26 protein-coding genes and 1 tRNA gene are annotated in these 25,988 nt (G+C 66.0%); 21 read left to right on the top strand and 6 right to left on the bottom strand.

Annotation, left to right across the window (positions count from 1 at the left end):
* Positions 1 to 5 precede the first annotated feature (5 nt).
* From ACWEFV_RS31280 to ACWEFV_RS31270, 3 genes are all read left to right on the top strand, one after another.
* Positions 6 to 1,523 (top strand): sensor histidine kinase, encoded by a 1,518-nt coding sequence (locus ACWEFV_RS31280; protein ID WP_450073045.1) that lies wholly within the window; start codon positions 6 to 8, stop codon positions 1,521 to 1,523.
* Between the two features lie 119 nt (positions 1,524 to 1,642).
* Positions 1,643 to 1,963 carry a hypothetical protein gene (locus tag ACWEFV_RS31275; RefSeq protein ID WP_135458251.1) on the top strand — a complete coding sequence of 107 codons (321 nt, stop codon included), beginning with the start codon at positions 1,643 to 1,645 and terminating at the stop codon, positions 1,961 to 1,963.
* A 50-nt stretch (positions 1,964 to 2,013) separates the two neighbouring features.
* Positions 2,014 to 2,529 carry a hypothetical protein gene (locus ACWEFV_RS31270; RefSeq protein ID WP_135458249.1) on the top strand — a complete coding sequence of 172 codons (516 nt, stop codon included), beginning with the start codon at positions 2,014 to 2,016 and terminating at the stop codon, positions 2,527 to 2,529.
* Between the two features lie 17 nt (positions 2,530 to 2,546).
* Here the strand turns inward: ACWEFV_RS31270 and ACWEFV_RS31265 are convergent, their stop codons facing one another.
* Together ACWEFV_RS31265 and ACWEFV_RS31260 are read right to left on the bottom strand one after the other, a co-directional pair.
* Complete coding sequence (locus tag ACWEFV_RS31265) at positions 2,547 to 3,986, bottom strand: APC family permease (protein ID WP_135458247.1); 1,440 nt, start codon at positions 3,984 to 3,986, stop codon at positions 2,547 to 2,549.
* Positions 3,987 to 4,004: 18 nt separating this feature from the next.
* The gene (locus tag ACWEFV_RS31260) at positions 4,005 to 5,150 is read right to left on the bottom strand and encodes a zinc-binding dehydrogenase (protein WP_450073044.1); all 1,146 of its coding nucleotides are present in this window, start codon (positions 5,148 to 5,150) and stop codon (positions 4,005 to 4,007) included.
* Positions 5,151 to 5,303: 153 nt separating this feature from the next.
* On the opposite strand from ACWEFV_RS31260, the gene ACWEFV_RS31255 reads away from it, so the two are divergent.
* Entirely contained in the window at positions 5,304 to 5,873 is a 570-nt protein-coding gene (locus tag ACWEFV_RS31255) for a helix-turn-helix domain-containing protein (RefSeq protein ID WP_450073043.1), read from the top strand.
* 4 nt (positions 5,874 to 5,877) lie between these two features.
* On the opposite strand, the gene ACWEFV_RS31250 is transcribed toward ACWEFV_RS31255, so the two are convergent.
* Together ACWEFV_RS31250 and ACWEFV_RS31245 are read right to left on the bottom strand one after the other, a co-directional pair.
* On the bottom strand, positions 5,878 to 6,903 hold the full coding sequence (locus ACWEFV_RS31250; RefSeq protein ID WP_135458241.1) for an NAD(P)H-dependent glycerol-3-phosphate dehydrogenase: 1,026 nt from the start codon (positions 6,901 to 6,903) through the stop codon (positions 5,878 to 5,880).
* A gap of 54 nt (positions 6,904 to 6,957) precedes the next feature.
* Positions 6,958 to 8,169 carry an MFS transporter gene (locus ACWEFV_RS31245; protein WP_450073075.1) on the bottom strand — a complete coding sequence of 404 codons (1,212 nt, stop codon included), beginning with the start codon at positions 8,167 to 8,169 and terminating at the stop codon, positions 6,958 to 6,960.
* Positions 8,170 to 8,268: 99 nt separating this feature from the next.
* Here ACWEFV_RS31245 and ACWEFV_RS31240 point away from each other — a divergent pair, with 99 nt between their 5' ends.
* The 15 genes from ACWEFV_RS31240 to ACWEFV_RS31170 all read left to right on the top strand — a co-directional run bounded on the left by ACWEFV_RS31240 (position 8,269) and on the right by ACWEFV_RS31170 (position 23,692).
* Positions 8,269 to 8,598 carry an ArsR/SmtB family transcription factor gene (locus ACWEFV_RS31240; protein WP_450073042.1) on the top strand — a complete coding sequence of 110 codons (330 nt, stop codon included), beginning with the start codon at positions 8,269 to 8,271 and terminating at the stop codon, positions 8,596 to 8,598.
* Positions 8,599 to 9,141: 543 nt separating this feature from the next.
* A complete protein-coding gene (locus ACWEFV_RS31235; RefSeq protein WP_450073041.1) occupies positions 9,142 to 10,011 on the top strand; it encodes an MlaE family ABC transporter permease in 870 nt (289 codons plus the stop codon).
* 1 nt (position 10,012) lies between these two features.
* Positions 10,013 to 10,870, top strand: a complete 858-nt coding sequence (locus ACWEFV_RS31230; RefSeq protein ID WP_135458234.1) for an ABC transporter permease — start codon at positions 10,013 to 10,015, stop codon at positions 10,868 to 10,870.
* Positions 10,871 to 12,310, top strand: a complete 1,440-nt coding sequence (locus ACWEFV_RS31225) for an MlaD family protein (RefSeq protein ID WP_450073040.1) — start codon at positions 10,871 to 10,873, stop codon at positions 12,308 to 12,310. It abuts the gene before it with no gap.
* Positions 12,307 to 13,362 (top strand): MlaD family protein, encoded by a 1,056-nt coding sequence (locus tag ACWEFV_RS31220; protein ID WP_450073039.1) that lies wholly within the window; start codon positions 12,307 to 12,309, stop codon positions 13,360 to 13,362. The genes ACWEFV_RS31225 and ACWEFV_RS31220 overlap by 4 nt, the downstream gene beginning before the upstream one ends.
* Entirely contained in the window at positions 13,355 to 14,428 is a 1,074-nt protein-coding gene (locus ACWEFV_RS31215) for an MlaD family protein (RefSeq protein ID WP_135458229.1), read from the top strand. The genes ACWEFV_RS31220 and ACWEFV_RS31215 overlap by 8 nt, the downstream gene beginning before the upstream one ends.
* Positions 14,425 to 15,543: an MCE family protein gene (locus ACWEFV_RS31210; protein ID WP_450073038.1), complete on the top strand. Its 1,119-nt coding sequence runs from the start codon at positions 14,425 to 14,427 to the stop codon at positions 15,541 to 15,543. Before ACWEFV_RS31215 ends, ACWEFV_RS31210 begins: the two co-directional genes overlap by 4 nt.
* Complete coding sequence (locus tag ACWEFV_RS31205) at positions 15,540 to 16,781, top strand: MCE family protein (RefSeq protein WP_135458225.1); 1,242 nt, start codon at positions 15,540 to 15,542, stop codon at positions 16,779 to 16,781. Before ACWEFV_RS31210 ends, ACWEFV_RS31205 begins: the two co-directional genes overlap by 4 nt.
* The gene (locus ACWEFV_RS31200; RefSeq protein ID WP_135458223.1) at positions 16,778 to 18,028 is read left to right on the top strand and encodes an MlaD family protein; all 1,251 of its coding nucleotides are present in this window, start codon (positions 16,778 to 16,780) and stop codon (positions 18,026 to 18,028) included. Before ACWEFV_RS31205 ends, ACWEFV_RS31200 begins: the two co-directional genes overlap by 4 nt.
* 24 nt (positions 18,029 to 18,052) lie before the next feature.
* Positions 18,053 to 18,706 (top strand): DUF3329 domain-containing protein, encoded by a 654-nt coding sequence (locus tag ACWEFV_RS31195; protein WP_450073037.1) that lies wholly within the window; start codon positions 18,053 to 18,055, stop codon positions 18,704 to 18,706.
* An 11-nt stretch (positions 18,707 to 18,717) separates the two neighbouring features.
* The gene (locus ACWEFV_RS31190; protein ID WP_450073074.1) at positions 18,718 to 19,518 is read left to right on the top strand and encodes a DUF3298 domain-containing protein; all 801 of its coding nucleotides are present in this window, start codon (positions 18,718 to 18,720) and stop codon (positions 19,516 to 19,518) included.
* A 140-nt stretch (positions 19,519 to 19,658) separates the two neighbouring features.
* Complete coding sequence (locus ACWEFV_RS31185; RefSeq protein WP_450073073.1) at positions 19,659 to 20,690, top strand: ABC transporter substrate-binding protein; 1,032 nt, start codon at positions 19,659 to 19,661, stop codon at positions 20,688 to 20,690.
* On the top strand, positions 20,687 to 21,490 hold the full coding sequence (locus ACWEFV_RS31180; protein WP_450073036.1) for an ABC transporter ATP-binding protein: 804 nt from the start codon (positions 20,687 to 20,689) through the stop codon (positions 21,488 to 21,490). The genes ACWEFV_RS31185 and ACWEFV_RS31180 overlap by 4 nt, the downstream gene beginning before the upstream one ends.
* Positions 21,483 to 22,340, top strand: coding sequence for an ABC transporter permease (locus tag ACWEFV_RS31175; RefSeq protein WP_450073035.1), 858 nt, complete (start codon positions 21,483 to 21,485; stop codon positions 22,338 to 22,340). The genes ACWEFV_RS31180 and ACWEFV_RS31175 overlap by 8 nt, the downstream gene beginning before the upstream one ends.
* A 14-nt stretch (positions 22,341 to 22,354) precedes the next feature.
* On the top strand, positions 22,355 to 23,692 hold the full coding sequence (locus ACWEFV_RS31170) for an LLM class flavin-dependent oxidoreductase (protein WP_450073034.1): 1,338 nt from the start codon (positions 22,355 to 22,357) through the stop codon (positions 23,690 to 23,692).
* A 195-nt stretch (positions 23,693 to 23,887) separates the two neighbouring features.
* Here the strand turns inward: ACWEFV_RS31170 and ACWEFV_RS31165 are convergent, their stop codons facing one another.
* Positions 23,888 to 24,379: a YajQ family cyclic di-GMP-binding protein gene (locus ACWEFV_RS31165; protein WP_450073033.1), complete on the bottom strand. Its 492-nt coding sequence runs from the start codon at positions 24,377 to 24,379 to the stop codon at positions 23,888 to 23,890.
* Between the two features lie 109 nt (positions 24,380 to 24,488).
* On the opposite strand from ACWEFV_RS31165, the gene ACWEFV_RS31160 reads away from it, so the two are divergent.
* Both ACWEFV_RS31160 and ACWEFV_RS31155 read left to right on the top strand, forming a co-directional pair.
* Positions 24,489 to 24,571 (top strand) — tRNA-Tyr (locus ACWEFV_RS31160).
* Between the two features lie 317 nt (positions 24,572 to 24,888).
* Positions 24,889 to 25,473 (top strand): HutD/Ves family protein, encoded by a 585-nt coding sequence (locus ACWEFV_RS31155; RefSeq protein ID WP_450073032.1) that lies wholly within the window; start codon positions 24,889 to 24,891, stop codon positions 25,471 to 25,473.
* 157 nt (positions 25,474 to 25,630) lie between these two features.
* Here ACWEFV_RS31155 and ACWEFV_RS31150 read toward each other — a convergent pair.
* The coding region (locus tag ACWEFV_RS31150) for an amidohydrolase family protein (protein WP_450073031.1) at positions 25,631 to 25,988 on the bottom strand (358 nt) is incomplete at its 5' end.

Below are 25,988 nucleotides of genomic sequence, written 5' to 3'. Positions count from 1 at the left end.
CGCTGATGCCGCCCAAAACCAAGTGGTGGTGGCCGCGCTCGCTACGCCGCCAATTGGTGCTGGGTGTCAGTGCGATCGTCACGGTGGCGCTGGCCGCGGTCGGCGCGTTGTCGGTGTACAGCCTGCACACCTATGTGTCGACGATGAGCGATGCCGAGGTGACGCGGTCGTTGGCGGCGTTCAGCCACTCCTATGAGAAGTGGCGCGAAGGCCAGACCGGGCACGTGCTCACCGCGGATGCCGAGGCGCTCACCGCGTTCGTCGGACAGGCGCCCGGCAACCTGATCGCGGTGCTGCACGACGGCGAGGTGATCCAGTCGGCCGTGTTCTCCGACGGTGAGCCGCACCCGGCCCCGGTCTCGGTGACGCGCGCCCTCGACCAGTACGCCTGGACCGACGAGCACCCGCGCACGGTGAAGCTGCCGGTGCTCGGCTCGTATCGGCTGGCCAGCCAGCCTGCGGGCAACGGCGATGTGCTGGTGTCCGGGGTGTCCATGGAGAGCGCGAACCTGGTGATCGCGCGCAAGACGGTGACTGTCGCGGTGATGATCGTCGTTGCGCTGATCGCCACGGCATTGGGCACGGTCGCGGTGGTGCGTATCGCGCTGCGGCCGTTGCGCCGGGTCGCGGCCACCGCCGCCAAGGTGGCGACACTGCGGTTGGACGCCGGCGATCACCGCATCACGGCGCGGGTGCGTGACAAGGACACCGATCCGGACAACGAGGTCGGCATCGTCGGCGAAACACTCAACCAGCTGCTGTCCAACGTCGACAGTGCGCTGGCCGAGTTGGCGGCTTCCGATCGGCGCACGCGGCAGTTCCTCACCGATGCCAGCCATGAGCTGCGCACCCCGCTGGCGGCGATCCAGGGTTATGCCGAGCTCACCCGGCAGGACAGCGCGAACCTGCCGCCGACCACCGAATACGCGCTGGCCCGCATCGAGGCCGAGGCGCGCCGGATGACCGGGCTGGTCAGCGACCTGCTGTTGTTGTCCCGGCTCAGTGAGGGCCAGGACCTGGAGACCGACGACATCGACCTGAGCGATCTGGTGGTCGACGCGGTCAACGACGTGGCAGTGGGCGCACCCGAACATCACTGGGTGGCCGAACTGCCCGACGATCCGTTATGGGTGCGCGGCGATTTGGCCCGGCTGCACCAAGTGGTCAGCAATTTGTTGACAAATGCCCGGGTGCACACGCCGCCCGGTGTGACGGTCGCCATTGCATTGACCGAGACCGATGAATTCGCGGAATTGACCGTTACCGACGACGGGCCGGGAATTGATGCGGAATTGTTGCCGAATCTCTTCGGCAGATTCGTCAGAGCCGATAAATCGCGGTCGCGAGAATTGGGTAGCACCGGGCTGGGCCTGGCCATCGTGGCGTCGATCATCGAGGCCCACCAGGGCACCGTGGCCGTCGCCTCGAAGCCAGGTGAGACGGTGTTTACTGTGCGTATCCCGCTGGCCGGCGAGTCCGCTCCGGACGCTGCCGGGCACCTGAAAAATATGAATTCCGCCTGAATATTCAATGCCCGGCAATTCATATGCGCTCATTCGTATGTGTTCAATATGAGTTGATGGACGCGGGTGAATTACCTGAATAGGCTGAAATCAATTCAGCAAGGAAGGCAGGTAGTTCAATGAGGAACACCGTCAAAAACACCGTTGTCGCCACCGTCGGGGCCGGTCTGGCCCTGAGCGCGCTGGCACTGGCCGGCCCGGCCGCGGCGGCACCGAGTGGCGCCGGATCGGCCCAGCAGACCATCAAGCAGTTGGAGGACGAGGGCTACCGCGTCATCTTGTCCCGAGTCGGCAGCGGCTCGATCGATGCCTGCAACGTCAAGGCGGTCCGTCCGGGTCGTGACATCACCGAACTCAAGGCGGCGCCTCGGGGCAACACCGAGGAGCGGGTCCGCTACACCACGGTGTACGTCGACCTCGCTTGCGGCCAGGGCAAGTAGCCGAACCCGGAGCGGTGGACCGCACTATCGCCCCGGGTTAGGGTGACGGCGTGCTGAGCAGAGTGGTGATTGGCCTGGTGAGCGCCGCGGGGGCGGCAGTGATGAGCGTGCCGCCGGTGGCGGCCGCGGAACCGGCGCCGGCTCCCGCCGTCCCCAACGTCAACGCGTACGCGCCGGTCAAGACCTCCGAGTACGCGGTGATGGACAACAACTGGTACGCGTTCGGCATCCCGGACGGCATCACCTGCGTACTACAGCGCTCCGGCACCTACGGCTGCAGCGGACCGATCCCGGCCGCACCCAACGGGGCCAATCTGGTCAGCGGCGGGCCCGGGGTGCCCGGGTTCGCCAGCTCGCCGGCGCCGGTGTTCGGCGTCGTCGAGAACCCCAAGCCGTTGCCGCCGAACTCGCGGATCAGCTACCAGACGATCAGCTGCGGCACCGACGGCGTGACGACCTCCTGCATCGATGGACGCAATCAGTCCGGCTTCGTGATCAGCCCGGCGGGCAGCTTCGTCATCGGTAAGCAGGAATCGGACTTCAAGCCCACCTTCACCATCGGCTGAGACCGCCATCGGCTGAGTCAGCCGATTCCTTCGAGCGTCTCCATGTCGCTGGTGCCGATCTTCGCGATCACTTCCGGTGACCGACGGCTCAGAATCCAGTACCAGGCCAGCGCGGCGGCAACCGTGGCCAGGAACAGCCACGGGATCACATTGAGCGGGTAGGCCGGCACCGGATACACGTTGGCGTAGAACACATATGCCATTGATCCGATGGCCAGCGCGGCGGCCGGCCAGACCAGCGGGACGCGGACCTTGATGCTGCGCAGGAAGACGACGGCCGCGATCGCAGCGGCGGCGTACGCCACCATGTAACCGTAGGTCCCATAGGTGTCCACCCAGGTCACCACGTCCATCGCATCGACGCCGCCCAGGTACAGGACCACGGGCACCGCGATCACCAGTGGGCTGACCGAGATCAGGGCGCGGTGCGGGGTCAGGTGCGTCGGGTGGGTCCGGCCGATCGCCGACGGCACCACACCCTCTTTGCCCATCACGTACAGGATGCGGCCGATGACGTTCATCGGTGCGACCACCACGGCGAAGAACGATGCGGCGATACCGAAGTTGAGGATCGGGTTGAACCAGCCCGGCATGCCGACCAGGGTCGCGAGATCGTTGAGCGGCTGCGCGGATTCGCCGAGGTCGGGTCCCAGCGCGGCCACCTGGGTGTAGGCGGCGAAGACGTACAGCACACCCACGCCGGCGGCGCTCCACATGATTGCCCGCGGCACCGCGCGGTAGGGATCTTTGGCCTCCCGGGCCAGGGCGTCGGCGCTGGAGAATCCGACGAAGCCCAGGATCGCCAGCACCATGCCCACCGCGATTCCCGACGGCTTGGCGCCGCTCAGGTCGAACTGGTCGGCGTCGAAGGCGTCCGCTCCCAGGTGCACCAGGGTGAAGACCAGCAGCAGGGTGATGATGGACACCGAAACCAATTCGAGCACAAGGGAAACCCGTGCGGAGAGGCGGATGCCGCGGATGGTGAACAACGTGGCCAGTGCGCCGAGAACGGCGGCGAGCACGATCTGTGCGGCCACCCCGTGGACCGGAATGCCGAGTTGGTTGAGCAGGGTGGCGGTGTAGGCCACCGAGCCGCTCAGTGAGCCTGCGGCGATACCGAAGCATCCGATGATCAGGCTGACGCCGGTCAGGTAGGCGCCGAACGGTCCCAGAGCGGTCGCGGCATAGCTGTACAGCGAGCCCGCGCTCGAACGGCGCTTGGCGAACTGCGAGATGCAGTACCCCACCGCGAGTATGACCACGGTGGCCAGCGCGAACGAGATCCAGGTGCCGTTACTGGCCGTGGTGTAGATGGCGGCAGCGGTGAACGCGATGACGGCGCTGGGCGCGATGTTGGCGATGGCCTGTGCGGCGAGTTCGCCGCCACCCATCACTCCGCGGCGCAGGCCGGCATCCCCGTTCGGGGTCTCGGCCCGGGTCTGAAGATCTTCAGTCACTTGGGATCTCGATTCTTCTCAGGCGTTCGGGACGAGTAGTTGGCGCAGTGCGTGGCCGGCGGCCAGATCATCGAGGGCGGCCGCGGCTTCGGCCAGTGGCCGCCGGGCGGAGATCATCGAGGCCAGGTCGAGGTTGCCCGCCATCACCTCGTCGACCAATTGCGGGATGTCCCGCTCGGGCACCGCCGAGCCGTAATTGGAGCCCAGTATCCGTTGATCGGCCTCGGCCAGCGCGAGCGGGTCGAAGCTGGCGCGTTCGCCGGCCGGTGGCAGGCCGACGATGACGGCGGCCCCGCCGAGGCCCAGCGCGGCGATGGCCTGTTCGGTGGTGGCGATCTTGCCGATGGCGTCGAAGATGTAGTCGTATCCGTCGGGCACCGCCTCACGCAGGGCGGTCACCACGTCCTCGACCGCCGAGGCGTCGACGGTGTCGGTGGCTCCGAGTTTGCGTGCCAGGTCGAGCTTTTCGGCGACGACGTCGACCGCCACGATGCGTGAGGCGCCGGCCAGTCGGGCGCCCTGCACGCAGGCCAGGCCGACCCCGCCGCAGCCGATCACCGCGACGGTCGAATCGGGTTGTACGCCGGCGGTATTGCGCACCGCGCCCACTCCGGTGGCGATCGCACAGCCCACGATCGCGATGTCTTCCAGGGGCGCGTCCTTGCGGACCTTGACCGCGCCGCTGCGGGGAACCACGACCTGCTCGGCGTAGGAGGACACCCCGAGGTAGTGGTGGATCTGGCCGCGTTCGTTGGACAGCCGGGTGGTTCCGTCGTACAGGGTGCCGCCGGTGGCCACGACCGACGCGACCAGCGCGCATTGGGCCGGTCGGCCGGCCAGGCAGGCGCGGCATTCGCCGCAGCCGGGCACCCAGCTGAGCACCACATGGTCGCCGGGTTCGAGGTCGTCGACGCCGGCACCGACCGCGGTGACCACGCCGGATCCTTCGTGTCCCAGCACCACCGGCGCCGGGACGTCCCAGGCTCCGGTGGTGACGTGCAGGTCGGAGTGACAAACGCCGGCGGCGGCGATCTTGACCCGCACCTCACCGGGGCCGGGGGCGGCCAGGTCGACGTGCTCGATGGTGATGGATCCGTTGCCGTCGAGTACGGCGGCCTGAATCCGCGTCGACTCGCTGTTGGGCTCGGTTGCAGGTGCAGACACCGCGTGCCTTTCTGTGCTTCGGGGGGCACCGCCACGTGTAGGGTTCAATGCCATAAAACGATGGAACGTGTTTTACACCACTAAACGAACGTGCGTCAACAGGAAGGGGAAGCTTCAGTGGGGGACGGCCAGCAGACCGGCACGGAGACCGGCATGGGGCGGGCTGGGGCACGGCTGCGCGAATTTCGTGGTCAGCGCGGATTGAGCCTGACCGAGGTGGCCGCCCGGGCCGAGGTGACCAAGGGTTTCCTGAGCCTGGCCGAGCGGGGGATGACGAATGTCTCGGTCCCGGTGTTGATCCGGATCTGCGACGCACTGGAGATCGGCATCGGCGACCTGTTCGAGTACCCCTCGGCGCCGGTGGTGCGCAGCGGGGCCGGGGCGCCGCTGGAGATGGGCGGCCACGGGGTCCGGGAAGAGTTGCTGACCCCGAAGTCCGAACACCATGTGCAGGTGATGCACACCGTCATGCGGCCGGGCGGAGGCTCCGGCGGGGCCTACCGGCTCGATGCCGCAACGATTTTCGTCTACGTGCTCAAAGGCGAGCTCAGCATCACCGTCGAGGGGCAGGCCACATTGCTGAACACCGGCGACAGCATGACCTTCGGTGCGACCCAGCTGCACGACTGGCACAACCCGACCGAGGGCGAGGCCGAGGTGCTCTGGACCATCGCCCCACCGGTCGGGGCCGAGGACTTCCGCGCTGCGGTGCGGGGCGCCTGAAGACTCAGAACCCTGAGCCGTGCACCTCGTGCCCCGGCTTCTCGACCATCAGGCCGTAGTACGCGTCCTCCACCTTCGCGCCGTGGTTGATCACGCGGTCCACCTCGCGGGCGATGGGCATGTTGAGCCCGTACTTGTCGGCGAATTCCATGATCACGCTGGCGGCCTTGACGCCCTCGGCGACCTGATTCATCGAGGCGATGATCTCGTCGATCTTCTTACCCGCGCCCAGTTGCTCGCCGACGTGCCGGTTGCGGCTGCGCTGGCTGGTGCAGGTGACGATGAGGTCTCCCATGCCGGCCAGGCCCGCGAAGGTGTCGCGGTGTCCGCCCATGGCCTCGCCGAGTTTGGACATCTCCCGGACCGCGCGGGCCATCACCATCGCGCGGGTGTTCTCGCCGATGCCCAGCGAATAGCCCATGCCGACGGCGATGGCGTAGACGTTCTTGAGCGCCCCGGCCATCTCCACCCCGATCACGTCGTCGGTGGTGTAGGTGCGAAATCGCTTGGTGCGGAACAACTGTGCGAGATTCGCCGCGAGGTGTTGGTCGGGCATGGCCAGCACGGCGGCGGCGGCATAGCCCTCGGCGACCTCGCGGGCGATGTTGGGCCCGGCCAGGATCCCGGCCGGATGCCCGGGCAGCACCTCGTCGACGATCTCGCTCATCCGCCGGTTGGTGCCCTGCTCCAGGCCCTTGACCAGCGAGACCACCGGCACCCACGGCCGCAGTTCACGGGCCAGCTCGGTGAGCACCCCGCGGAAGCCGTGTGACGGCACGCCCATCACGATCACGTCGGCGCAGTTGGCCGCCTCGCTGAAATCGTTTGTGGCCTTCAGGCTTTGCGGGAGTACGACTTCGTTGCCCAGGTAGCGCGTGTTGCGGTGGTTGTCGTTGATGTCCTTGGCGGTCTCCTCCGAGCGCACCCACTGCAGCGTCGGCCCGCGCCGAGCACAGATGGAGGCGACGGTGGTGCCCCAGGATCCTCCGCCGAGGACGACGACGTTGGGTTCGCGTTGCGCTGGTGCCATGGCGATCAGAGTATTGCCGCGACGCCGTTGCTGAGCCCAAGTTGTCGAACTGGGTCAGTCGGTGCCGGTTCCGCGTCGACTCAGTGCGCCGATGCCCGCGGCGGCCAGGCAGGCCGTCGCCACCGCGGCGGCGAACCACGGGAAGACGGTGGCCAGGTCCCAGCGGGTGGCGGCCCAGCCGGCCAGCAGTGTCGGGACGGCCATCGCGGTATAGGCCAGCAGGTAGAACGCGGACATGGTCTCGCCGCGCTGGTCGGCCGGGACGACGTGCGACAGGTGCCGCAGCGATCCGCCGAAGCCGAGCCCGAACGTCGCGCCCAGCATTGCTGCCGCCGCGAACACCAGGGGCCAGGATTGGGTGAGCAGCACCGGAACGGTCAGGCCCAGGGCGATCGCCATTCCCACGTCGCCGGCGATCGCGGAGCGGTGTGCCGGGATGCGGGTGGCGGCCAGTTGGGCCATCGCTGCGGAGAACGCGGTGATGGCCACGACTCCGCCGCCGAACACCAGGTTCTCGATGTGGGTCTGGTGTGCGGCCAGCGACGGATACAGCGAGAGCAGCACACCCAGCACCGACCAGGATGCCATCGCGCCGAGTGCGGCGAACCAGAAGTCGGACCGGATCTCCTTGGCCACAGCAGGTTTCGAGATTCGGATAGGGCCGGGGGAGCGGGTGGTGTGGGTTTCGCGCAGGGCGAGGACGCCGACGCCGACCAGGACGCAGATCACCGCCACCACGGCGTAGGGGGTGCGCAGTGGGTGTGGGGCGTATTGCGCCAGGACGGCGGAGCCGATGATCGCGACGGTCATGCCGATGTTGAATGCGACGCCGCTGAGCTGTCCCGAGCGCACACCGCGGTGCGGACGCAGGTCGAGCAGCGCGGCGGCGGCCACCACCACGATCGAGCCGACGGCCGCGCCGTGGATGGTGCGGGCCAGCAGGAGCAGGGCCATGTTGTCGGCCACCAGGAAGACGCCGAGTCCGATGATCATCGCGATGAGGGCGCCCACGAGCACGGGCTTACGGCCGATGACGTCGGATATGCGGCCGGACACGAGCACAGCGGCCAGCGCGGCCAGTGCGTAGACCGCGAAGACGATCGTGGTGGCCAGCGGAGTGAGGTGCCAGGCGGTTTCGTAGATCCCGTACAGCGGCGCGGGCAGACCCGAGACTCCGAGGGCGACACCACTGAGGATCAGTAGCAGCGGGTAGGCCCAACGCTGGTTGTCCGGGCCGAGCGAACCTTCCGCCGAAATCCCCGCCATCGTCATGCCCCGTCCGGTAGGTTTGACGTTCATCGAACCTGGCTGAGCTTACGCCCGGTTTGACGTTCATCAAACTTATTTTCCGGTGGCGGAGGGCGCATGGCAGAGGCTCCGGCGGTCGAGGCGCAATGTCCCGTCGGGGCGTTGCCTCAGTTGCTGGCCGCCCTCCAGGACCCGATCCGGCTGGAGATGGTGCGTCGTTTGCACGAGGTCGGTGAGCCGGTGAAATGCGCGGCGCTGTATGACGGCATCAACAAGTCGACGGCGACCCACCACTTCAACATCTTGCGCGACGCCGGGCTGACCGAGCGGGTGGTCAGCGAGGGGCACATCTATCAGCGGCTGCGCACGCGGGACGTGGACGCTGCGATGCCGGGCCTGCTGGATGCGATCGTGGCGCAGGCGAACCGGGAATCCGGCCGCCACTGAGCGGGTCCTGCCGGTGCGCGCACGAGATGTTCCGAAACCCGACTGACATCGCCTGTAGTCAGTAGACTTCGGCGCAACGGCGCGGCAGGGGTACCGGGCGCCACCCGTCAGCAAGATCTGGCAACTTTTTCCGCGGTTTCGACACGATCGGCAAAGTTAACGTGCATGCCGGGCACTGATTCCGTGGTGAGTTTGTCCGTGGGGCGCGAATCCCTGACCGTTCGGGGTGTGGCCCTTACGTCGGCGTCAATGCGAATGGCGCTCACTTTGGCCTGAATGCACTGCATTTACACGTGATACGGGAAGTGGCAATTGATCGCCCGCACGTGGGAGCGGCGGTGGCGGTGCGCCGGCGGTGACGACGGATTTGCCGGAAATTGATGAGCCAATCTCGCTAAGTGAATGAGAATTCGGCAAAACATTGACGGGGGATGAGCGCCGACGCTACGGTGCCAACCACTGCGAGTTATCCGGCCGGCGGTGGCCATATCTCTGCCTGGGGAGGGATGGATCTGTGTTGGTTCTGCTGCTTAATGAGAGAGGATGACGGCGCCGCCCGAGAGCGTGGCTGATGGGGTCGAGTCGGAACGGGGAATCGACGCCATCGAGAACTGGGCCACCGGCTATGCCAGGCGTCATCCGCTGGCCTCGCTCACCACGGTCGGGGACCAGTTCGTGCTCGGAGTCCGGACCGTTCAGATTCTCTTCCTCGACCTGGTGACGGGCCGCTTCCAATGGCAGGAGTTCGTCCGCCAGGGTGCCTTCATGGCCGGCACGGCCGTGCTCCCCACCGTGCTGGTGGCCCTACCGATCGGCGTCACCCTCTCCATACAGTTCGCCCTGCTGGCCGGGCAGGTCGGCGCGACGTCACTGGCCGGTGCGGCCAGTGGCCTGGCCGTGATTCGGCAGGCCGCGTCGCTGGTCGCGGCCGTTCTGATGGCCGCCGCGGTCGGGTCGGCGATCACCGCCGACCTGGGTTCGCGGACCATGCGTGAGGAAACCGACGCCATGGAGGTCATGGGCGTCTCGGTGATTCAGCGGCTGGTCGTGCCGCGCTTCGTCGCCGCGATCATGATCGGCGTCGCGCTCACCGGGGTGGTGTGCTTCGTCGGCTTCCTGGCGAGCTTCCTGTTCAACGTCTACTTCCAGAACGGTGCCCCCGGCAGCTTCGTGGCAACCTTCGCCTCGTTTGCTACCACCGGTGACATGATCGTGGCTCTGTTGAAGGCGGTGATCTTCGGCGCCATCGTGGCCGTGGTGTCGTGTCAGAAGGGGCTGTCCACCAAAGGCGGCCCCACCGGCGTCGCGAACTCCGTGAACGCGGCAGTGGTGGAATCGATTCTGTTGCTGATGGTGGTCAACGTGGCGATCAGCCAGCTCTACATCATGTTGTTCCCCCGGGTCGGGCTGTGACATGACGGCCTCCACATTCGTCCCACCGTTGTTCGCGCCGTGGGTGCGGCTGTACAAACGGGCCTCCAAGCCGGTGATGCGCTTGGGCCACATGATGGTGTTCTTCGTCCGGGCACTGGCAGCGGTACCGATCGTGCTGCGGCACTACCGCGCAGAATTCGTCCGGCTGCTGTCCGACATCGCCTGGGGCAACGGCTCACTCGTGGTCGGCGGCGGAACCATCGGGGTGGCGGTGGTGCTGGGCATCACCATGGGGGCGCTCGTCGGCATCGAGGGATACAACTTCCTCGACCTCCTCGGGCTCGGCCCGGCCACCGGCATCATCTCGTCCCTGGTGAACACCCGTGAACTGGCGCCGATCGCCGCCTCACTGGCCTTCGCAACACAGGCCGGATGCCGGTTCACCGCGCAGCTGGGGTCGATGCGCATCGCCGAGGAGATCGACGCGCTCGATTCCATCGCGATCCGCCCGATCCCGTACCTGGTCACCACACGGCTGATGGCTGCGGTGGTCGCGGTGATCCCGCTTTACGCGCTCTGCCTGGCGGTGAGCTATCTGACCACCCAGCTGGTGGTCTTCCTGATCAGCGGCGGCTCGACCGGTTCCTACCTGCATTACTTCAGCCTCATGCTGTCCGGGCAGGACATCCTCTACTCGGTACTGAAGGCGGTCATCTTCGTGTGGATCGCCTCCACCGTGCAGTGCTACTACGGGTTCTACGCCTCGGGCGGGCCGGTGGGCGTGGGCGTGGCCGCCGGCCATGCCATGCGGGCCAGCATCACCGTGGTGGTCATCGTGAACATGCTGCTCACCATGGCGCTGTGGACGGTCGATTCAGGAGCGAGGTTCGGCGGCTAGATGGGCAACTCGCTGGAAATGGACGGGCGTGGCCCGACCGACCGTCAACTGCTCGGCTGTGGTGCCGCCGTACTTGTTGTGGCAGTACTGATTTCGACATTCCTTCTGGTGAAGGCCACCGGGCGGCTCGACGCGCGGGTGCCGGTGGTGGCCGCCCTGGTCAACGTCGGCGACGGTCTGCCGCAGCGGTCCGACGTGAAGTATCACGGCGTGCTCGTCGGGATGGTCGACGACGTCGTCCCGGCCGCCAACGGCGATCCCAACTTCGTCCACATCGACCTCAACCCCGAATACGCGGGCGCCATTCCGAACACGGTGACGGCACGTGTGGTGCCCAGCAACGTCTTCGCGGTGTCGTCGGTGCAGTTGGTCGACCGCTCCGACGGACCGGCTCCGGCGATCTCCGCGGGCGCACAGATCCCCGAGGACACCGAACTGCCGACGGTGTTGTTCCAGACCACGATCAGCAAGCTGCGCGACGTGCTGGCCGCCACCGGGCGCGGTCGTGAGGACAAAACGGTGGGCATCCTGGCCGCGGTGAACGCCGCGACCGAGAACCGCCGAACCGAATTGCTCACCAGCGGAGCGCAATTGAACCGGCTGATCGATCAGCTCGACTCGGTGGTGGCCACCGAACCCGGCCAGACCACGGTCTCCGCACTGATCGACGCGACCCACGGGCTGCAGCAGACCGCGCCGGATCTGCTCGATGCCCTGCACAAGGCGGTGCAGCCGATGCAGACCCTGGTCGAGCAGCGCTCCCAGCTGAACACCATGATCAACGGTGGGATCAACACCGTGGGTACGACGCACACCGCGCTCGGCAACCACGCCGACCAGCTGGCGAAGACCACGTCGAACCTGACGCCGGTTCTGGGTGTGCTGGCAGACACCTCCAACAACTGGGTGCCGGCCTTCGTCAAGCTCAATCAGCTGTCGGGCAAGTTCTTCGAGCACGTCTGGATGTCCGACCATGACATCGGCAACATGCGGGTGAACCTCTCGTTGACGCCGAGCTACGCCTACACCCGTGCCGACTGCCCGCAGTACGCCGGGCTCAAGGGGCCCAGCTGCTTCACCGCCCCGCTGGTGCCGACCCGGCCCTCGCTACCGGATGTGCTGTTGCCGCAGAACTTTCAGCCACCGGCTGATCTGATGCCGCCTCCCGGAACGGCGCTGGGCGCCAATGGGAATCTCGTCGCGGTCGGTCCGCCGTTGGTCAATCCGAACCCAGACCTGTCCGACCCGAATCCGCCCCTGCCGCCGTGGATGCCGGCGTCCGGACCGGTGCCGGGAACGGCGAACCCTGCACTGATGCCGGCGCCGCCCCCGCCGGTGCCACTGTCGCCGGTCGCGCCGGTGGCCCCGGGCGGCCCGCTGCTGCCCGCGGAAGCCGCACCCGCCGCCGGACAACCCGTTTCTGGAGAGGGAGGCCGATGAGGTACCGCGGTGCGACGATCGGCCTGTCGCTGTTCATGGTGGTCGCGCTGGGGCTGACCTGGCTCGTCTATGTCACGCTGCGCCGTGACGTGGCCGGCAAGACCGTGCCCTACGCCGCCCTGTTCTCCGATGTGTTCGGCCTGCGTGAGGGTGACGACGTCCGGATGGCCGGGGTACGGGTGGGGCGCGTCGAGAAGATCGAACTGCAGGGCGCCCTCGCCAAGGTGTCGTTCGTGGTGCAGGACAACCAGCCGATGTACGGCCGGACCGCCGCCTCGGTGACCTACCAGAACATCGTCGGGCAGCGTTATCTCGGCTTGTCGCTGGGCAATATCGGTGACCCCGGCCCGCTTCCGGCCGGGAGCGTCATCCCCGTCGAACAGACCGATCCGTCCTTCGACGTCGGGACGCTGCTCAACGGGTATGAGCCGCTGTTCAGCGTGCTCAACCCGCGCGACGCCGACAATCTCACCAAAGGAGTGATCGCCTCGCTGCAGGGCGACAATTCCTCGATCGTCGCGCTCGTAGACCAGACCGCGCAGCTGACGGATTCCTTCGCCGGACGGGACCAGGAACTCGGAGAGGTGATCAACAATCTGAACGCGGTGGCCAAGAACCTGGCCGAGCACAACGACAGTCTCGACGAGGTGATCACCCAAACCCGGGGAATGGTCGCCACATTCGACGCCCGCCGGCCGGAGATGGTGGACTCGCTGGGTTCGATCTCCAAAGTGGTGCGCCAGTTGTCGACCATCAGCGGTCAGGTGTACCCGTCACTCAACGAGCTCGTGACCCGGGAACCCGGGTTCGTCTCGCACATGGTGGGCATCGAACCGCAACTGGCGTTTACCGGCGCGAATCTCCCGCTGCTGCTCAAGGGATTCGCCCGGATGACCAACGAGGGCGCCTACGCCACCACCTATGCGTGCGACCTGAATGCGACGGGATTCTTCCCAGGCCTCAACGACGTCACACCGATCATCGTCGACGCCGCCACCCCGGGGAACAAGGCGCAGTACACCCCCAAATGCAGGAATTTGGCCAATGGTTGATCAGCTGACGAAACCGGAGACACCGACGGTGCCGGAGGCACCGAAGAAACCGCGCCGTCCACTGGAGAGCTACAACCGGACGCGGCTCGGGATCATCGCGATCGCCGTGGTGGCCGTTCTGATCGGGGCGATGTTGATCGTCAAGGTCGCCGATGTCGGCTACCGGCAGTACACCGCGCGGTTCCAGCAGGCCGCTGCGCTCAAGGCCGGTAACCCCATCACCGTTGCCGGCATGCCGGTGGGCGAGGTCAAGAGCATGAAGCTGGCCGGCGACCACGTCGAGGCCAAACTCAAGGTGCGCGATGACGTTCCGCTCGGAAAGGACTCCCGGGCAGTCATCAAGATCACCACCATCTTGGGATCGCGTTATCTGGCCCTGCAGCCCGCGGGCTCAGGTTCCCTGCCCGACAACACCTTTGACCTCACTCACACCGAGGTGCCGTATGACCTGCAGGAGGCGCTGGGGGACGTCACCACCACCTTTGAGCAGGTCGACTCCGACAAGTTCGCCCAGACGCTGAGCATCCTCGGCAAGCAGATGGAGGGCCTGCCGGCAGTGGTGCCGCGGGCGCTGCAGAACACCCACACCCTGGCGACCATCATCGCCGACCGGCGGAACCAGCTGGGTTCCCTGCTGGAAACCACTGACCTGGTCGGCAACACCCTGCGTCGCCAGCAGGCCACGATCGGCAGCCTGGTCAACCAGGGCAACGACCTGGTCGGCGAATTCGTCATGCGCCGGGCGTCATTTCAGGCCATGCTCGCGGCCCTGACCAATCTGGTCCAGACCCTCACCGGCATCGTGGTGGACGACCGGCCACAGCTCGAGCAGCTGCTGACGAACCTGCGCGACCTGTCGAACATGTTGGGTCAGCACGACGATCTGCTGCGCAGCGTCCTGCAGTCGGGTCCGGTGGCCCTGCGCGGACTCGCCAACGCCACCGGCAATGGCAATGCCGGGGAGATGCACGTCGGCAACGGGTTGCTGATCGACTCCTGGATGTGTGCGATCAGTGGCCGGGCCAAACAGTTCAACATGATCCAGTACTACAAGGACTGCAAATGAGGGTGATCCGTAGCAAGGTGTTGGCCCTGTGCGTCGCCGGTGCGGTGCTGATCGCCGCAGTCGTCGGCACCGGCTGGTGGTTTGTGAAGGAGCGGACCAATACCATCACGGTGACGGCCCAGTTCGACAGCGCGGCAGGGCTTTACGAGGGTAATACGGTCGCCGTGCTCGGTATGAAGGTCGGCAGCGTCAACAAGATCACGCCCAAGGGCAACTATGTCGAGGTCGAGTTCACCGTCGACAAGGATGTCCAGGTGCCGGCCGACGCGCAGGCGGTCACCATCTCCAATTCGATCCTCACCGACCGCCAGATCGAGCTGACCCCGGCCTACCGGGGTGGGCCGACGCTGCAGAATCACGACACGATCGGTCTGAATCGGACCAAGACGCCGGTCGAGTTCGCCCGTGTGCTGGATGTATTGGACAAGTTGTCCTCCTCGTTGAAGGGTGACGGCAAGGGGAACGGACCCATCGGGGACGTCGTCAATGCCAGTGCGGCGATCGCCGACGGCAACGGTCAGCAGATGAAGGACGCCCTCGGTGAACTGTCAGACGCGTTGCGGCTCAGTTCCGATCGTGGAGCGGTGACCCGCGACCAGCTCACCACGATTGTGCGCAACCTGAGCTCGCTGTTCGAGGCGGCCTCCCGCAACGACGCCACGCTGCGGGAATTCGGTTCGTCGGTACGTCAGCTCAGCCAGATCCTGGCCGACGAGAACTTCGGTAGCGGCACCACCGGCAAGAAGATCAACGAGGTGATCACCCAGGTGGGCGAAGTGCTGCAGACGCACCGCGACGAGGTCAAACAGATTGTCCTCAACGGGAATACCGCGCTGACCACAACGGTGGACCAGCGGCGAGATCTGGCCGAGTTCCTCGATCTCGCGCCGCTGACGCTGGACAACATCTACAACATCGTCGACCAGACGAATGGCTCGGCGCGGGCCCACGTCCTGGTGGACAAGGTGCTTTTCGATTCGCAGACCGTCAAGGAGGTCTGCAACATGATGGGGCTGCGCCAGTTGGGGTGCAGCACCGGAACCGTGCAGGACTTCGGTCCCGACTTCGGGCTGTCCTACATGCTCGACGGCATGGCGGCGATGGGACAGAGATGATCAGACCGGTGCGCAAATACGTTCTGCCCGTAGTGATGACGGCCTGCCTGACGATCTCGGGATGTGCCTCCGAGGGCCTGGCCAGCCTGCCGTTGCCGGCGCCCGGCGTCGGCTCGGGCGGCTACAAGCTGACCGCGATATTCGCCAATGCCCTGAACCTGCCGGCCAATGCCAAGGTGAAGTTGGCCGGTGCCGATGTGGGTGAGCTCGAGTCGATGGTGGCCAGCAACTACACCGCGGTGACCACCCTGCGCATCATGGATGGTGTCCGGTTGCCCCATGGCACCGAGGCCGAATTGCGTTCGGCGACACCGCTGGGAGATGTGTTCGTCTCGCTCAGGCCGCCGACCCCGGTCGACCCGAACGCGCCACTGCTCAAGGACGGCGACACCATCGACCTGGATTCGACACAGGCCGCCGCGACCGTCGAATCGCTGCTGGGTTCGGCGGCGATCCTGGTCAACGGTGGTGCGGTCCGTAACTTCACCAACATCATCAACGGTATGGGTAAGGCCACCGGTGACCAGGGCCAGGCGTTCGGCAATCTGATCGCCAAGACAAACCACACGCTGGGCACCCTGAACGCCCGCTCCGACCAACTTTCGACCGCGATGACCGAGACATCGCGGCTGTTGCGGCAGATCGAAGACAAGAACCAGACCGTGAGTGAGTTGATGGATGCGGCCGGGCCGGCTACGAACACGTTGGCCGAGCACACCACCCAGATCGCGGATCTGATCACCCAGATCGGCGACACCTCGGCGCAATTGCGCAAATTCCCGTCTGTTGCGGGCACCGACACCAGCGGGCGCAGCGTGATCGCCGATGCCAACAAGGTGGCGGGCGCCTGGAATGATGTGGCGCTCGCTCCCGATGCCTCGCTGTACGCGCTCAACCGGATGATGCCGCCCTTGGTGAAAGCGACTTCCGGCAGTGGCCTTTCGGTGCGCGCCAGCATCGACCGACTGATTCTCGGGTCGATTCCCGATATCGGGTTCGCCGGTGATCCGGGACTGCACGGCCCCAAGCGGTACAACTGGCATCAGCTGGTCGGCTCATTGCAGTACACGTTGTTGCGCCTGCAGGAGCGCGTCGTCGGCCGGGGCCCTTCGGTGCCGCAGATGCCGGTGATCCCGAGCCCGACCGAGCCCGGCGCGATCGTTCCCGCACCCGAGGCTCCGGCCGGGCCACCGCCCGGGGAGGTTCCGGCACCGGCACCGGCGGAGGCGCCACGATGATCAACGCACTCGCGGATTTCGTGGTCGGCGTGGTCCGGGCCGGGTACCGGCGCCGAGCCTGGCTGTCGGCCGGCGCGCTGGTGATGACCCTCGTTGTGGCCGGCGCCTACCTGATGATCGGGGCGCTGAGGGTCAAGCCTTTCGACTCCAGCTACCGCATCACCATCGAGTTGCCGGAATCCGCCGGCCTGCTGCCCAATCAGGACGTCACCCTGCGCGGCGTGCGGGTCGGGCGGGTGGAGCGGCTCAACATCACACCCACCGGGGTCCAGGCGGTGGTGAACGTGAATTCGGCCGTGTCGATTCCGAAGTCCAGCGATGTGCGGGTGTCCGGGCTGTCCCCGGCCGGTGAGCAGTACGTCGACTTCGCGGCGAACACGGCAGACGGCCCGTTCCTGACCGACGGCAGCGTGATCGGCCTGGGCAAGGCCACGGTGCCGGTCAGCCTGGCCCAGTTGCTCGCCGATGCCGACGGCGCGCTGTCCCAGGTCGATGTCGGCAAGCTCGAAGTGATCCGCCGGGAACTGAGTATGTCGCAAGCCGGTCCCCGCAAGTTGGCCGACGTCATCGACGGCGGCACGTTCCTCCTGTCGACGCTGGATTCGGTGCTGCCCGAGACGGTGAGCGTGCTGCGCAACAGCCGCGTGGTCTTCAACCTGATGTCGGAGAAGAACGCCGGCGTCGCGGTGGCGTCGGACAATTTGAGTTCGACGTTCGACGGGATCAACAAGATGCGCGAGGGCTTCCGTCGCCTCACGAACCAGACCCCGGGAGCGTTGAACTCCGTCGACAACCTGTTCGCCGACAACTCCGACACCATGGTGCAGCTGCTCGGAAGCCTCGCCAGCACTTCGCAATTGCTGTACCTGCGGGTGCCGGCGTTGAACGCGCTGTTCCCGAACTACCGCACGTCGGTGCTCGACGCCCTGGGCAGTGTCATGCATGACAACGGGCTGTGGGCCACCGCGGACATCTACCCGCGCTACACCTGCGACTACGGGACACCGCGTCGGCCACCGGCGTCGGCCGACTATCCGGAGCCCTACATGTACACCTATTGCACCGACGATCATCCGGGCGTCCTGGTCCGCGGGGCCAAGAACGCGCCGCGCCCCGCGGATGACGACACCGCGGGGCCGCCGCCCGGGGCAGATCTCGCGCGCACCACCGACCCGACACCGCGGGGGCGCTACACCATTCCGACTCCCTACGGCGGCCCGACCCTGCCGATCGAACCGCCCCGCTAATCCACCCAACCTCACCCAAAGGAGATGACGGTGACTGTTACGACTGACAAGAAGGCCGACGAAGATCTGGCCGAGATCGTCGACGACGCAATTGGTATCGAAGAGACGGCCGACGAGATCGTCGAGCCCGAAGTCGATTCGGACACCGAGGACAAAGAGGAAGCCAAGGCTGAGCCCGAGGCGGAGGCCGCGAAACCGGGCCGGCGCAAGTGGGTGCTGGTCGGCATTGTGGTTGCGGTATTCGTTGCCGTCCTGGCCCTTTCGGGCTTCCTGGGATGGACGGTGTTGCAAAACCAGCAGGTGGCACAGGCCGGCAAACAGGCCCAGGACGCCGCGGTGTCCTACGCCCAGATCTTGACGAGTATCGATTCCGACAAGGTCGACGAGAATTTCAACCAGGTGCTGGCCGGTGCGACGGGCGAGTTCAAGGACATGTACTCGCAGTCGAGCATGCAGCTGCGCCAGTTGCTCATCGACAACAAGGCCTCGGCGCACGGCGTGGTGATGGAGTCCGCCGTGCAGTCGGCGACCAAGGACAAGGTCGTGGTGCTGTTGTTCGTCGACCAGTCGGTGTCCAACAGCACCGTTCCCGATCCGCGGATCGATCGTAGCCGCATCAAGATGACGATGGACAAGGTCGACGGGCAATGGCGCGCAAGCAAAGTGGAACTCGCCTGAGCCGGCCCATGATGCGCATCGGCAAGCTGATCGGCGCGGCGGCCGTGGTGGCCGCGGCCATCACGACCGCGCCGTCCGCCGCGGCGTCGGCGGCATCTTTCTGCGACGACCTGGGCGCCCAGTGGGATGGGCAGTCCTGCCACACGTCGGTGACCTCGGACCGAAAGGCGGTTCGTGACATCAAGATGGCGCTGCCCGGCGATCTGGTGGAAAACCCCGTCATCCGGCAGTACCTGACCAACCTGATGAACAACTGGCGCAACGCCGCGCAGAAGATGGCCGCCGACAGCTTCGGCGAGGAGCAGTTCGAGATTTTCCAGCATGGTGACGCGATGACGGCCGTCTTCCATGAGATGTACTCAGGGACGGTCGGTACCGACGCCCTGTCACACCCGAACGCGCCTATCGTCAGCGACGCCTACCGCACCTTCACGTTCGCGGGCGGGCGGCAAGTGCAGCTGGCCGACCTGTTCAAACCGGGCGCCGACTACCGGGCCGAGATCCCGCGCCTGGGTGAGCCGTTCATCGTCGCCGCACTCGATGCCGCGCCGCCGCCGCACCAGCCCGGCACCTATCCGTTCACCCCGGACCGCTGGACCCCGGACAACGTCTACTCGGGCGGGTACAAGGCCTGGGCGCTGACACCGGACGAGCTGATCCTCTATATGCCGGACTATCCGGTCGGGCGGGACAGTCCGGTCGATTTCACCCCGGGCCGGATGCAGTGGGCGATGGACGGCGGCACGGTGCAGGCGCACATCCCGCTCTCGGCGCTGGCCCCGGTGCTGCAGCCGCAGTTCGGCGGCGCCTGACCCGGTCACAGTCGGCCTATTCGATTCTTCGCGAGGCTAATGGGTTACCCGGCCTGAGTTTGTTGCCACCATGAGCCGCACCAATCAGTGCGACTCCATGGGGGACAACGGCCATGCGCCTATTCAGTTCGGTACTCGCGATGCTCAGCGCACTCGTGGTGGTACTGACCGCGTGTGGCTCATCCGGTGAGTCGGCGCGCACGGAAGACGGCAAGACCGTGGTGCGTTACCAGGGCTGGGCCGGTGAGGTTCGATTCCAGGAGCTGGCCGAAGACCTCGGCTACTACCAGAAGATCAAGCTCGATTGGGTCGGGAACACCACCAGCGGTCCGCAGGACATCCAGTCGGTGGCCACCGGCGATATCGACGTGGGTGAGGCGTTCAACGGTGCGGTGGTCAAACTCAACGCCGCCGGCGCGCCGATCACCTCGGTGCTCAGCTCCTACGGCGCCGACGAGGGCGAGTACACCGGGTACTTCGTGCTGGAGAACAGTCCGATCCACTCAGCTCGGGACCTGATCGGCAAGAAGGTCGGGATGAACACCCTTGGCGCCCACCACGAATTCCTGACCCGGGAATGGCTGGCCAAGGAGGGACTGACCAACGACGAGATCAAGACGGTGACCCTCACCGTGGTACCGCCGGTCAACACCGAGCAAGCGTTGCGGGAGAAGCAGATCGACGTCGCGGCGCTCAACGGGATCTGGCGCGAAACCGCGCAACAACGCGGGGGGATCCGGCCGCTGTTCACCGACAAGTCTCTGTTCGGGGCGTTCAGCTACGGCACCTACGTGGTCCGGGACGAATTCCTGGCCAAGAACAGGGATGCGGTGGCCGATTATGTCCAGGGCACCGCGCGGGCGATCCGCTGGACCCAGGTGACCCCGCGCGACGAGGTGGTGGCCAGGTTCCGAGAGATCATCAACAAGCGACAGCGCAACGAGGACACGCAGTCCATCGAATACTGGCGCAGCTCGGGCATTCCGGTTCCCGGCGCGGTGATCGCCGAACGCGAACTGCAGACCTGGATCGACTGGCTCGTGCGCAACGGTGAGCTCAAGGAAGGCCAGCTGAAGGCGAAAGACCTCTACACCAACGAGCTCAACCCGTACGCGAACGGCACTTACCCCGACGGCAGCGGCCCCGATGGGAAAGCGCTGGCACACAAGTGAGTACGCAACCCAAGCTGCGCCTGCGCAATGTGACCAAGCAGTTCCCGATCCGGGGTGAGAAGGCAGGTTTCACGGCACTCCAGGACATCAGCATCGACCTGGCGGCAGGGGAGTTCCTGGTGCTCGTCGGGCCGAGTGGCTGCGGCAAGTCGACGCTGCTGGACCTGCTCGGTGGGCTGACCCAGCCGACATCGGGGGAGATTCTCCTCGACGGCAAGCCCGTCACCGGCCCGGGGCTGGATCGTGGCATCGTCTTCCAGCAATATGCCCTGCTGCCGTGGCGCACCGCCCGCAAGAACATCGAATTCGGCCTGGAGGCAAAGGGTTTACCCTCGGGCAAGCGGCGCCGGCGGGCCGAGGAGTACCTCGAGCTGGTCGGGCTGCAGGGCTTCGCCGATCGCTACCCGCACGAACTGTCCGGTGGAATGAAGCAGCGCGTCGCGATCGCCCGCAGCCTGGCGTTCGATCCCGAGGTGCTGCTGATGGACGAGCCGTTCGCCGCGCTGGACGCCCAGACTCGCGAATCCCTGCAGGACGAGCTGCTGAGGATCTGGCGGGCGACCGGCAAGACCATCCTGTTCATCACCCACGGCATCGACGAGGCGCTGTACCTCGGTCAGCGGGTCGCGGTGCTGACGTCGCGGCCCGGCCGGATCAAGCAGATCGTCGACGTCGACATCGATCGCAGCACCGACGACATCCGCTCCAGCGAGGGATTCCGGGCGCAGCGCCACCGCATCTGGTCGCTGCTGCACGACGAGGTGCAACGCGCCCGGTCCGAGGAGGTTCAGCATGTCTAGCGCCATCGCGGTCGCACCCGTCGAGTCACAAGTAGAGATTCCAACCGAGACGTCGGCGGCGCCGGAGCACGAGCATCGCGGCCCCCGGTTACAGGCCCTGGCCTGGCGTCTGTTGCGGCTCACGGTGGTTGTCGCCGCGTTCCTGGCGCTGTGGGAGGCGGCCCCGCGGATCGGGCTGGTGGACAAGGTCTTTCTGCCGCCGTTCTCCGAAGTCGTCAGCGCGTGGTTCACGCTGCTGGGCAACGGTCAACTGGCCGAGCATGTCTCGGCCAGCCTGTCGCGCGCCCTGGCCGGATTGGCGATCGCAATCGTGGTCAGCATCCCACTAGGGGTGGCGATCGCCTGGTACCGCCCGGTCGCGGAGTTCCTCAACCCGATCCTGGAGTTGTTCCGCAACACCGCCGCGCTCGCTCTGCTTCCGGTATTCATCCTCATTCTGGGGATCGGGGAAACATCGAAAGTGGCGCTGGTGATCTATGCCGCGTCGTTCCCGATCCTGCTCAACACCGTTTCCGGGGTGCGCACCGTGGACCCCCTTCTGATCAAATCGGCCCGCTCCCTCGGGCTTTCCCCGATCCGGCTGTTCCACAAGGTGATCCTGCCCGCGGCGGTGCCGACCATCTTCACCGGTCTGCGCATGGCAGCGGCCTCTTCCATCCTGGTGCTGATCGCCGCCGAGATGGTCGGCGCCAAGGCGGGTTTGGGATATCTGATCACCGCATCACAGCTCAACTTCCAGATCCCCAACATGTACGCCGGCATCGTCACGATCGCCCTGGTGGGCGTCATCTTCAACGGCATCGTGGTGGCCATCGAGGGGCGGCTGTCGGGCTGGCGGGCCACCACCTAACCGAAGGACTTTCCATGACGCGACAACTTCATCTCAACGCCTTCCTCATGGGAGTCGGGCACCACGAGGCGGCGTGGCGGCACGAGCGCACCGATGTGCGAAACCTGACCGACGTCAAGCACTTCCAGCGGCTCGCGCAGGTGGCCGAACGCGGCAAGTTGGATTCGGTGTTCTTCGCCGACGGGTTGGCGGTGGGGCCGCGGGTGAAGCACAACACGCAGGCGATCTTCGAACCGATCACGCTGCTGACCGCGATGGCGACGGTCACCGAGCACGTCGGTCTGATCGCCACCGCGACCACCGGCTACATCGAGCCCTACACCCTGGCCCGCAGCTTCGCCTCGCTGGATCACATCAGCGGCGGCCGGGCCGGATGGAACATCGTCACCTCGGCCGGTGAGGACGAAGCGGCCAACTTCGGTGTCGAGGGCATCCCGGACCATGCCGGCCGCTATCGGCGGGCCGCTGAATTCGTCGATGTGGCAACGGAACTGTGGGACAGCTGGGAGGACGACGCTCTGGTCCTCGACGAGTCCACCGGCATCTTCGCCGACCCGGACCGGGTACACCGGATCGACCATGACGGCGAGCACTTCACGGTGCGGGGCCCGCTGAACTCGCCCCGGTCGGTGCAGGGCCGTCCACTGTTGGTGCAGGCCGGGTCTTCTGAGTCCGGCAAGGATTTCGCCGGGCGCTACGCCGAGGCGATCTTCACCGCGCAGCGCTCGGTCGACGAGGGCAAGGCGTTCTACCGCGACGTGAAGGCCCGCGCGGTGAAATTCGGCCGCAGCGCAGATGAGGTGAAGATCCTGCCCGGCATCGTGCCGTTCATCGGTCCCACCGAGGAGGCCGCGCTGGAGCTGGAACAGCAATTCACCGACCTGATCTCGCCCGAGTACTCGTTGCGTCAGCTGTCGCAGATGCTGGGAGTGGACCTGACCGCGCATGCGCTCGACGCGCCGCTGCCTGCCCTGCCGCCCATCGAGCAGATCCAGGGCAACAAGAGCCGCTATCAACTGGTCAAGGATCTGGCCAGCAGTGAGTCACTGACCGTGCGGCAGCTGATCGCCAAACTCGGTGGCGGCCGCGGGCACCGGACCTTCGCGGGCACCGCCGAGCAGGTGGCCGACAACCTGGAGCTGTGGTTCACCGCGGGCGCGGCCGACGGCTTCAACATCATGCCGCCGTATCTGCCGGGCGGCCTGGAGGATTTCGTCGAGCAGGTGGTGCCGATCCTGCAGCGGCGCGGACTGTTCCGGACTGACTACACCGCGACGACGCTGCGCGGGCATTACGGGCTGGCGCACCGGCCCAGCCGTTACACGGTGACGGCGGCCGAAACCAGCGCGTGAGCGAGGGTGTCCCCGGGGTAATCCGGTGTGACGGCCGTGGACGTGTTGACGGGCGTAGGTAACGGGCTCGGCAACGGCGTGATCATGACGCTGGGTGCCGATGTGGCGCCCACTGTGCGCTGAGTGCGCCGACTGTGCGCTCAGATCGCGATTTCGTCGTCAGACGCGATCTGAGCGCACACTCGAAGGTCGGCCCTAGCGGTAGTTGACGAACTGCAGGGCCACGTCGAGGTCCGAGCCCTTGAGCAGGGCGATGATCGCCTGCAGGTCGTCGCGCTTCTTCGAGCTGACCCGGATCTCGTCACCCTGGATCTGCGCCTTGACGCCCTTGGGGCCCTCGTCGCGGATGATCTTGGTGATCTTCTTGGCCTGCTCGCTGCTGATGCCCTGCTTGATGTCGCCGGACACCTTGTAGGTCTTGCCGCTGGCCTGCGGTTCGCCGGCGTCGAAGGCCTTCATCGAGATGTCGCGGCGGACCAATTTCTCCTTGAACACGTCGACCGCGGCCTTGACGCGCTCCTCGGTGCTGGAGGTGAGTTCGATCACCTCTTCGCCCTTCCAGGCGATGCTGGTGTCGGTGCCGCGGAAGTCGAACCGGGTGGACAGTTCCTTGGCGGCCTGGTTGAGCGCGTTATCGACCTCCTGACGGTCGACCTTGCTGACGACGTCGAAGCTGGAATCCGCCATTGGACGCCCCTCCTCTTTCCTCGCTGAATGCTGCCGGTTTGTAACTTGGGTACATCTTCGTTGTACCCTGCTAGTCGCACCAAACCGGAAACGGGGCGGGGCGAAACCAGGCAGATTGCCCGAGCGGCCAATGGGAGCGGACTGTAAATCCGTCGGCTTACGCCTACGCAGGTTCGAATCCTGCATCTGCCACCCAAGTCAGGCCCCCTTTCGAGGGGGCCTGATTGGTTTCGTGGGGCTCGATCGTCACGGCTTGTCACAGGCCGTGTTGATCTCGACGTCCACACCAATCGAGGGGCTGCGGTTGATGGGTGGTCGGCGCCGCCGAGGGGGCATTCGTGGCGGTCGAGGCTGTGATCGCGGAGGGACGCGCCAACTGAGCAGGTAGTTCCGGGGTTCTAGGAGCAGGTTGCTCAGGCTTCAACCGGGGCTGACGGCTTTCTCGGATCTCGGACTGATCTTGCCGCTCAGGCATTGGTGAGGCGGTGTTTTGGCGCTGTGATGACAAGATGCCGATTTCAGCTTTGCCCGGAGTGGTGCGTTTCTCTGACTGCGCTGAGGAACCGTGGGCGAATGGCGGTGGGAGCACGCGAGTAATCGCTGTCGGTCCTGCCGATTCGATGGTCGGTGGATTCGATTGGCGCTTGAGCGTCGCGTCGGTCACAAGTAGTGCCTTCTCCCAGTTCCCTGGAGTGGACCGGGTGATCGTATTGGCCGAGGGGCCGACGATGACGTTGGTGATCGACGGTGAAGAGTTCGAGCTTGATTCGTTTCGTCCCAGACAGTTCGCGGGTGAGTCGGTCGTTGCGTGCGAGACATCGACGCTGTCTTTTGATTTCAATGTGATGACGCGCCGACAGGTGTGTCGAGCTGAAGTCAGCATTCGTGTGGGTTCGGGCCATATCGGCGCGCCGCATGATGGCCTGACGTTTATCGTGGTGCTGGCAGGGTGTGCGACTGTTCGGTCAGCGGACGGTGGCGCGGTGAGACTCAGTCGCTTCGACAGCGTGAGGTTGTCGTCGGCATCTGAGCTATCCGTCGAGGCACAGGGGCGGGCGGCTCTCGTGCGTATCAGCTACACCGATCACCCGTGACGTGCTGACATAGATTCTGTTGACGCCGCCATGTTCGGATCGGATGTTGTCATGGCGAGATCCACTGGGGCCGGGTGTATCCGGTGATGTCGTCGTGCATGCGGGGTTCCCGCTGGCCGGGTTCGCAATAGGGGACGAGCCGCTACATTCGTCGCAGTCAGGTGCGGGGGGTGGCGTCGTCTGGATGGCCTTGGCCGGCCACCACGGTGTGGGCGATCAGGTTGACACCCGGCCGGTACGCCAGATGCAGATAGGTCGGTGCGTGCAGCCGGACGAAGTCGGCGCGGTGACCGGGATACAGCGCGCCGATGTCGTTGCGGCGCAGTGCTGCTGCACCGCCTGCGGTGGCGGCCCACAGGGCTTCAGCGGGAGTGAGATGCATATCGCGCACCGCTAGGGCGATACACAGCGGCATGCTGGTGGTGTAGGAGCTGCCGGGGTTGCAGTCCGTTGCGAGGGCCACCGTGGCACCGGCGTCGAGGAACCGGCGTCCGTTGGGCCACTGAGCCCGGGTG

The sequence above is a fragment of the Mycobacterium sp. NPDC004974 genome, from assembly GCF_053600815.1.
The sequence above is the reverse complement of the archived record's forward strand: the minus strand, read 5'-3'. Positions and strand labels throughout refer to the sequence as shown.

Coding starts and splice junctions, on each gene's coding strand:
- ACWEFV_RS31280 (WP_450073045.1), top strand. CDS start 6: ATGCCGCCCAAAACCAAGTGGTGGTGGCCGCGCTCGCTACGCCGCCAA.
- ACWEFV_RS31275 (WP_135458251.1), top strand. CDS start 1,643: ATGAGGAACACCGTCAAAAACACCGTTGTCGCCACCGTCGGGGCCGGT.
- ACWEFV_RS31255 (WP_450073043.1), top strand. CDS start 5,304: ATGGGGCGGGCTGGGGCACGGCTGCGCGAATTTCGTGGTCAGCGCGGA.
- ACWEFV_RS31250 (WP_135458241.1), bottom strand. CDS start 6,903: ATGGCACCAGCGCAACGCGAACCCAACGTCGTCGTCCTCGGCGGAGGA.
- ACWEFV_RS31245 (WP_450073075.1), bottom strand. CDS start 8,169: ATGGCGGGGATTTCGGCGGAAGGTTCGCTCGGCCCGGACAACCAGCGT.
- ACWEFV_RS31240 (WP_450073042.1), top strand. CDS start 8,269: ATGGCAGAGGCTCCGGCGGTCGAGGCGCAATGTCCCGTCGGGGCGTTG.
- ACWEFV_RS31235 (WP_450073041.1), top strand. CDS start 9,142: ATGACGGCGCCGCCCGAGAGCGTGGCTGATGGGGTCGAGTCGGAACGG.
- ACWEFV_RS31230 (WP_135458234.1), top strand. CDS start 10,013: ATGACGGCCTCCACATTCGTCCCACCGTTGTTCGCGCCGTGGGTGCGG.
- ACWEFV_RS31225 (WP_450073040.1), top strand. CDS start 10,871: ATGGGCAACTCGCTGGAAATGGACGGGCGTGGCCCGACCGACCGTCAA.
- ACWEFV_RS31220 (WP_450073039.1), top strand. CDS start 12,307: ATGAGGTACCGCGGTGCGACGATCGGCCTGTCGCTGTTCATGGTGGTC.
- ACWEFV_RS31215 (WP_135458229.1), top strand. CDS start 13,355: ATGGTTGATCAGCTGACGAAACCGGAGACACCGACGGTGCCGGAGGCA.
- ACWEFV_RS31210 (WP_450073038.1), top strand. CDS start 14,425: ATGAGGGTGATCCGTAGCAAGGTGTTGGCCCTGTGCGTCGCCGGTGCG.
- ACWEFV_RS31205 (WP_135458225.1), top strand. CDS start 15,540: ATGATCAGACCGGTGCGCAAATACGTTCTGCCCGTAGTGATGACGGCC.
- ACWEFV_RS31200 (WP_135458223.1), top strand. CDS start 16,778: ATGATCAACGCACTCGCGGATTTCGTGGTCGGCGTGGTCCGGGCCGGG.
- ACWEFV_RS31195 (WP_450073037.1), top strand. CDS start 18,053: ATGACGGTGACTGTTACGACTGACAAGAAGGCCGACGAAGATCTGGCC.
- ACWEFV_RS31190 (WP_450073074.1), top strand. CDS start 18,718: ATGCGCATCGGCAAGCTGATCGGCGCGGCGGCCGTGGTGGCCGCGGCC.
- ACWEFV_RS31185 (WP_450073073.1), top strand. CDS start 19,659: ATGCTCAGCGCACTCGTGGTGGTACTGACCGCGTGTGGCTCATCCGGT.
- ACWEFV_RS31175 (WP_450073035.1), top strand. CDS start 21,483: ATGTCTAGCGCCATCGCGGTCGCACCCGTCGAGTCACAAGTAGAGATT.
- ACWEFV_RS31170 (WP_450073034.1), top strand. CDS start 22,355: ATGACGCGACAACTTCATCTCAACGCCTTCCTCATGGGAGTCGGGCAC.
- ACWEFV_RS31165 (WP_450073033.1), bottom strand. CDS start 24,379: ATGGCGGATTCCAGCTTCGACGTCGTCAGCAAGGTCGACCGTCAGGAG.
- ACWEFV_RS31155 (WP_450073032.1), top strand. CDS start 24,889: ATGCCGATTTCAGCTTTGCCCGGAGTGGTGCGTTTCTCTGACTGCGCT.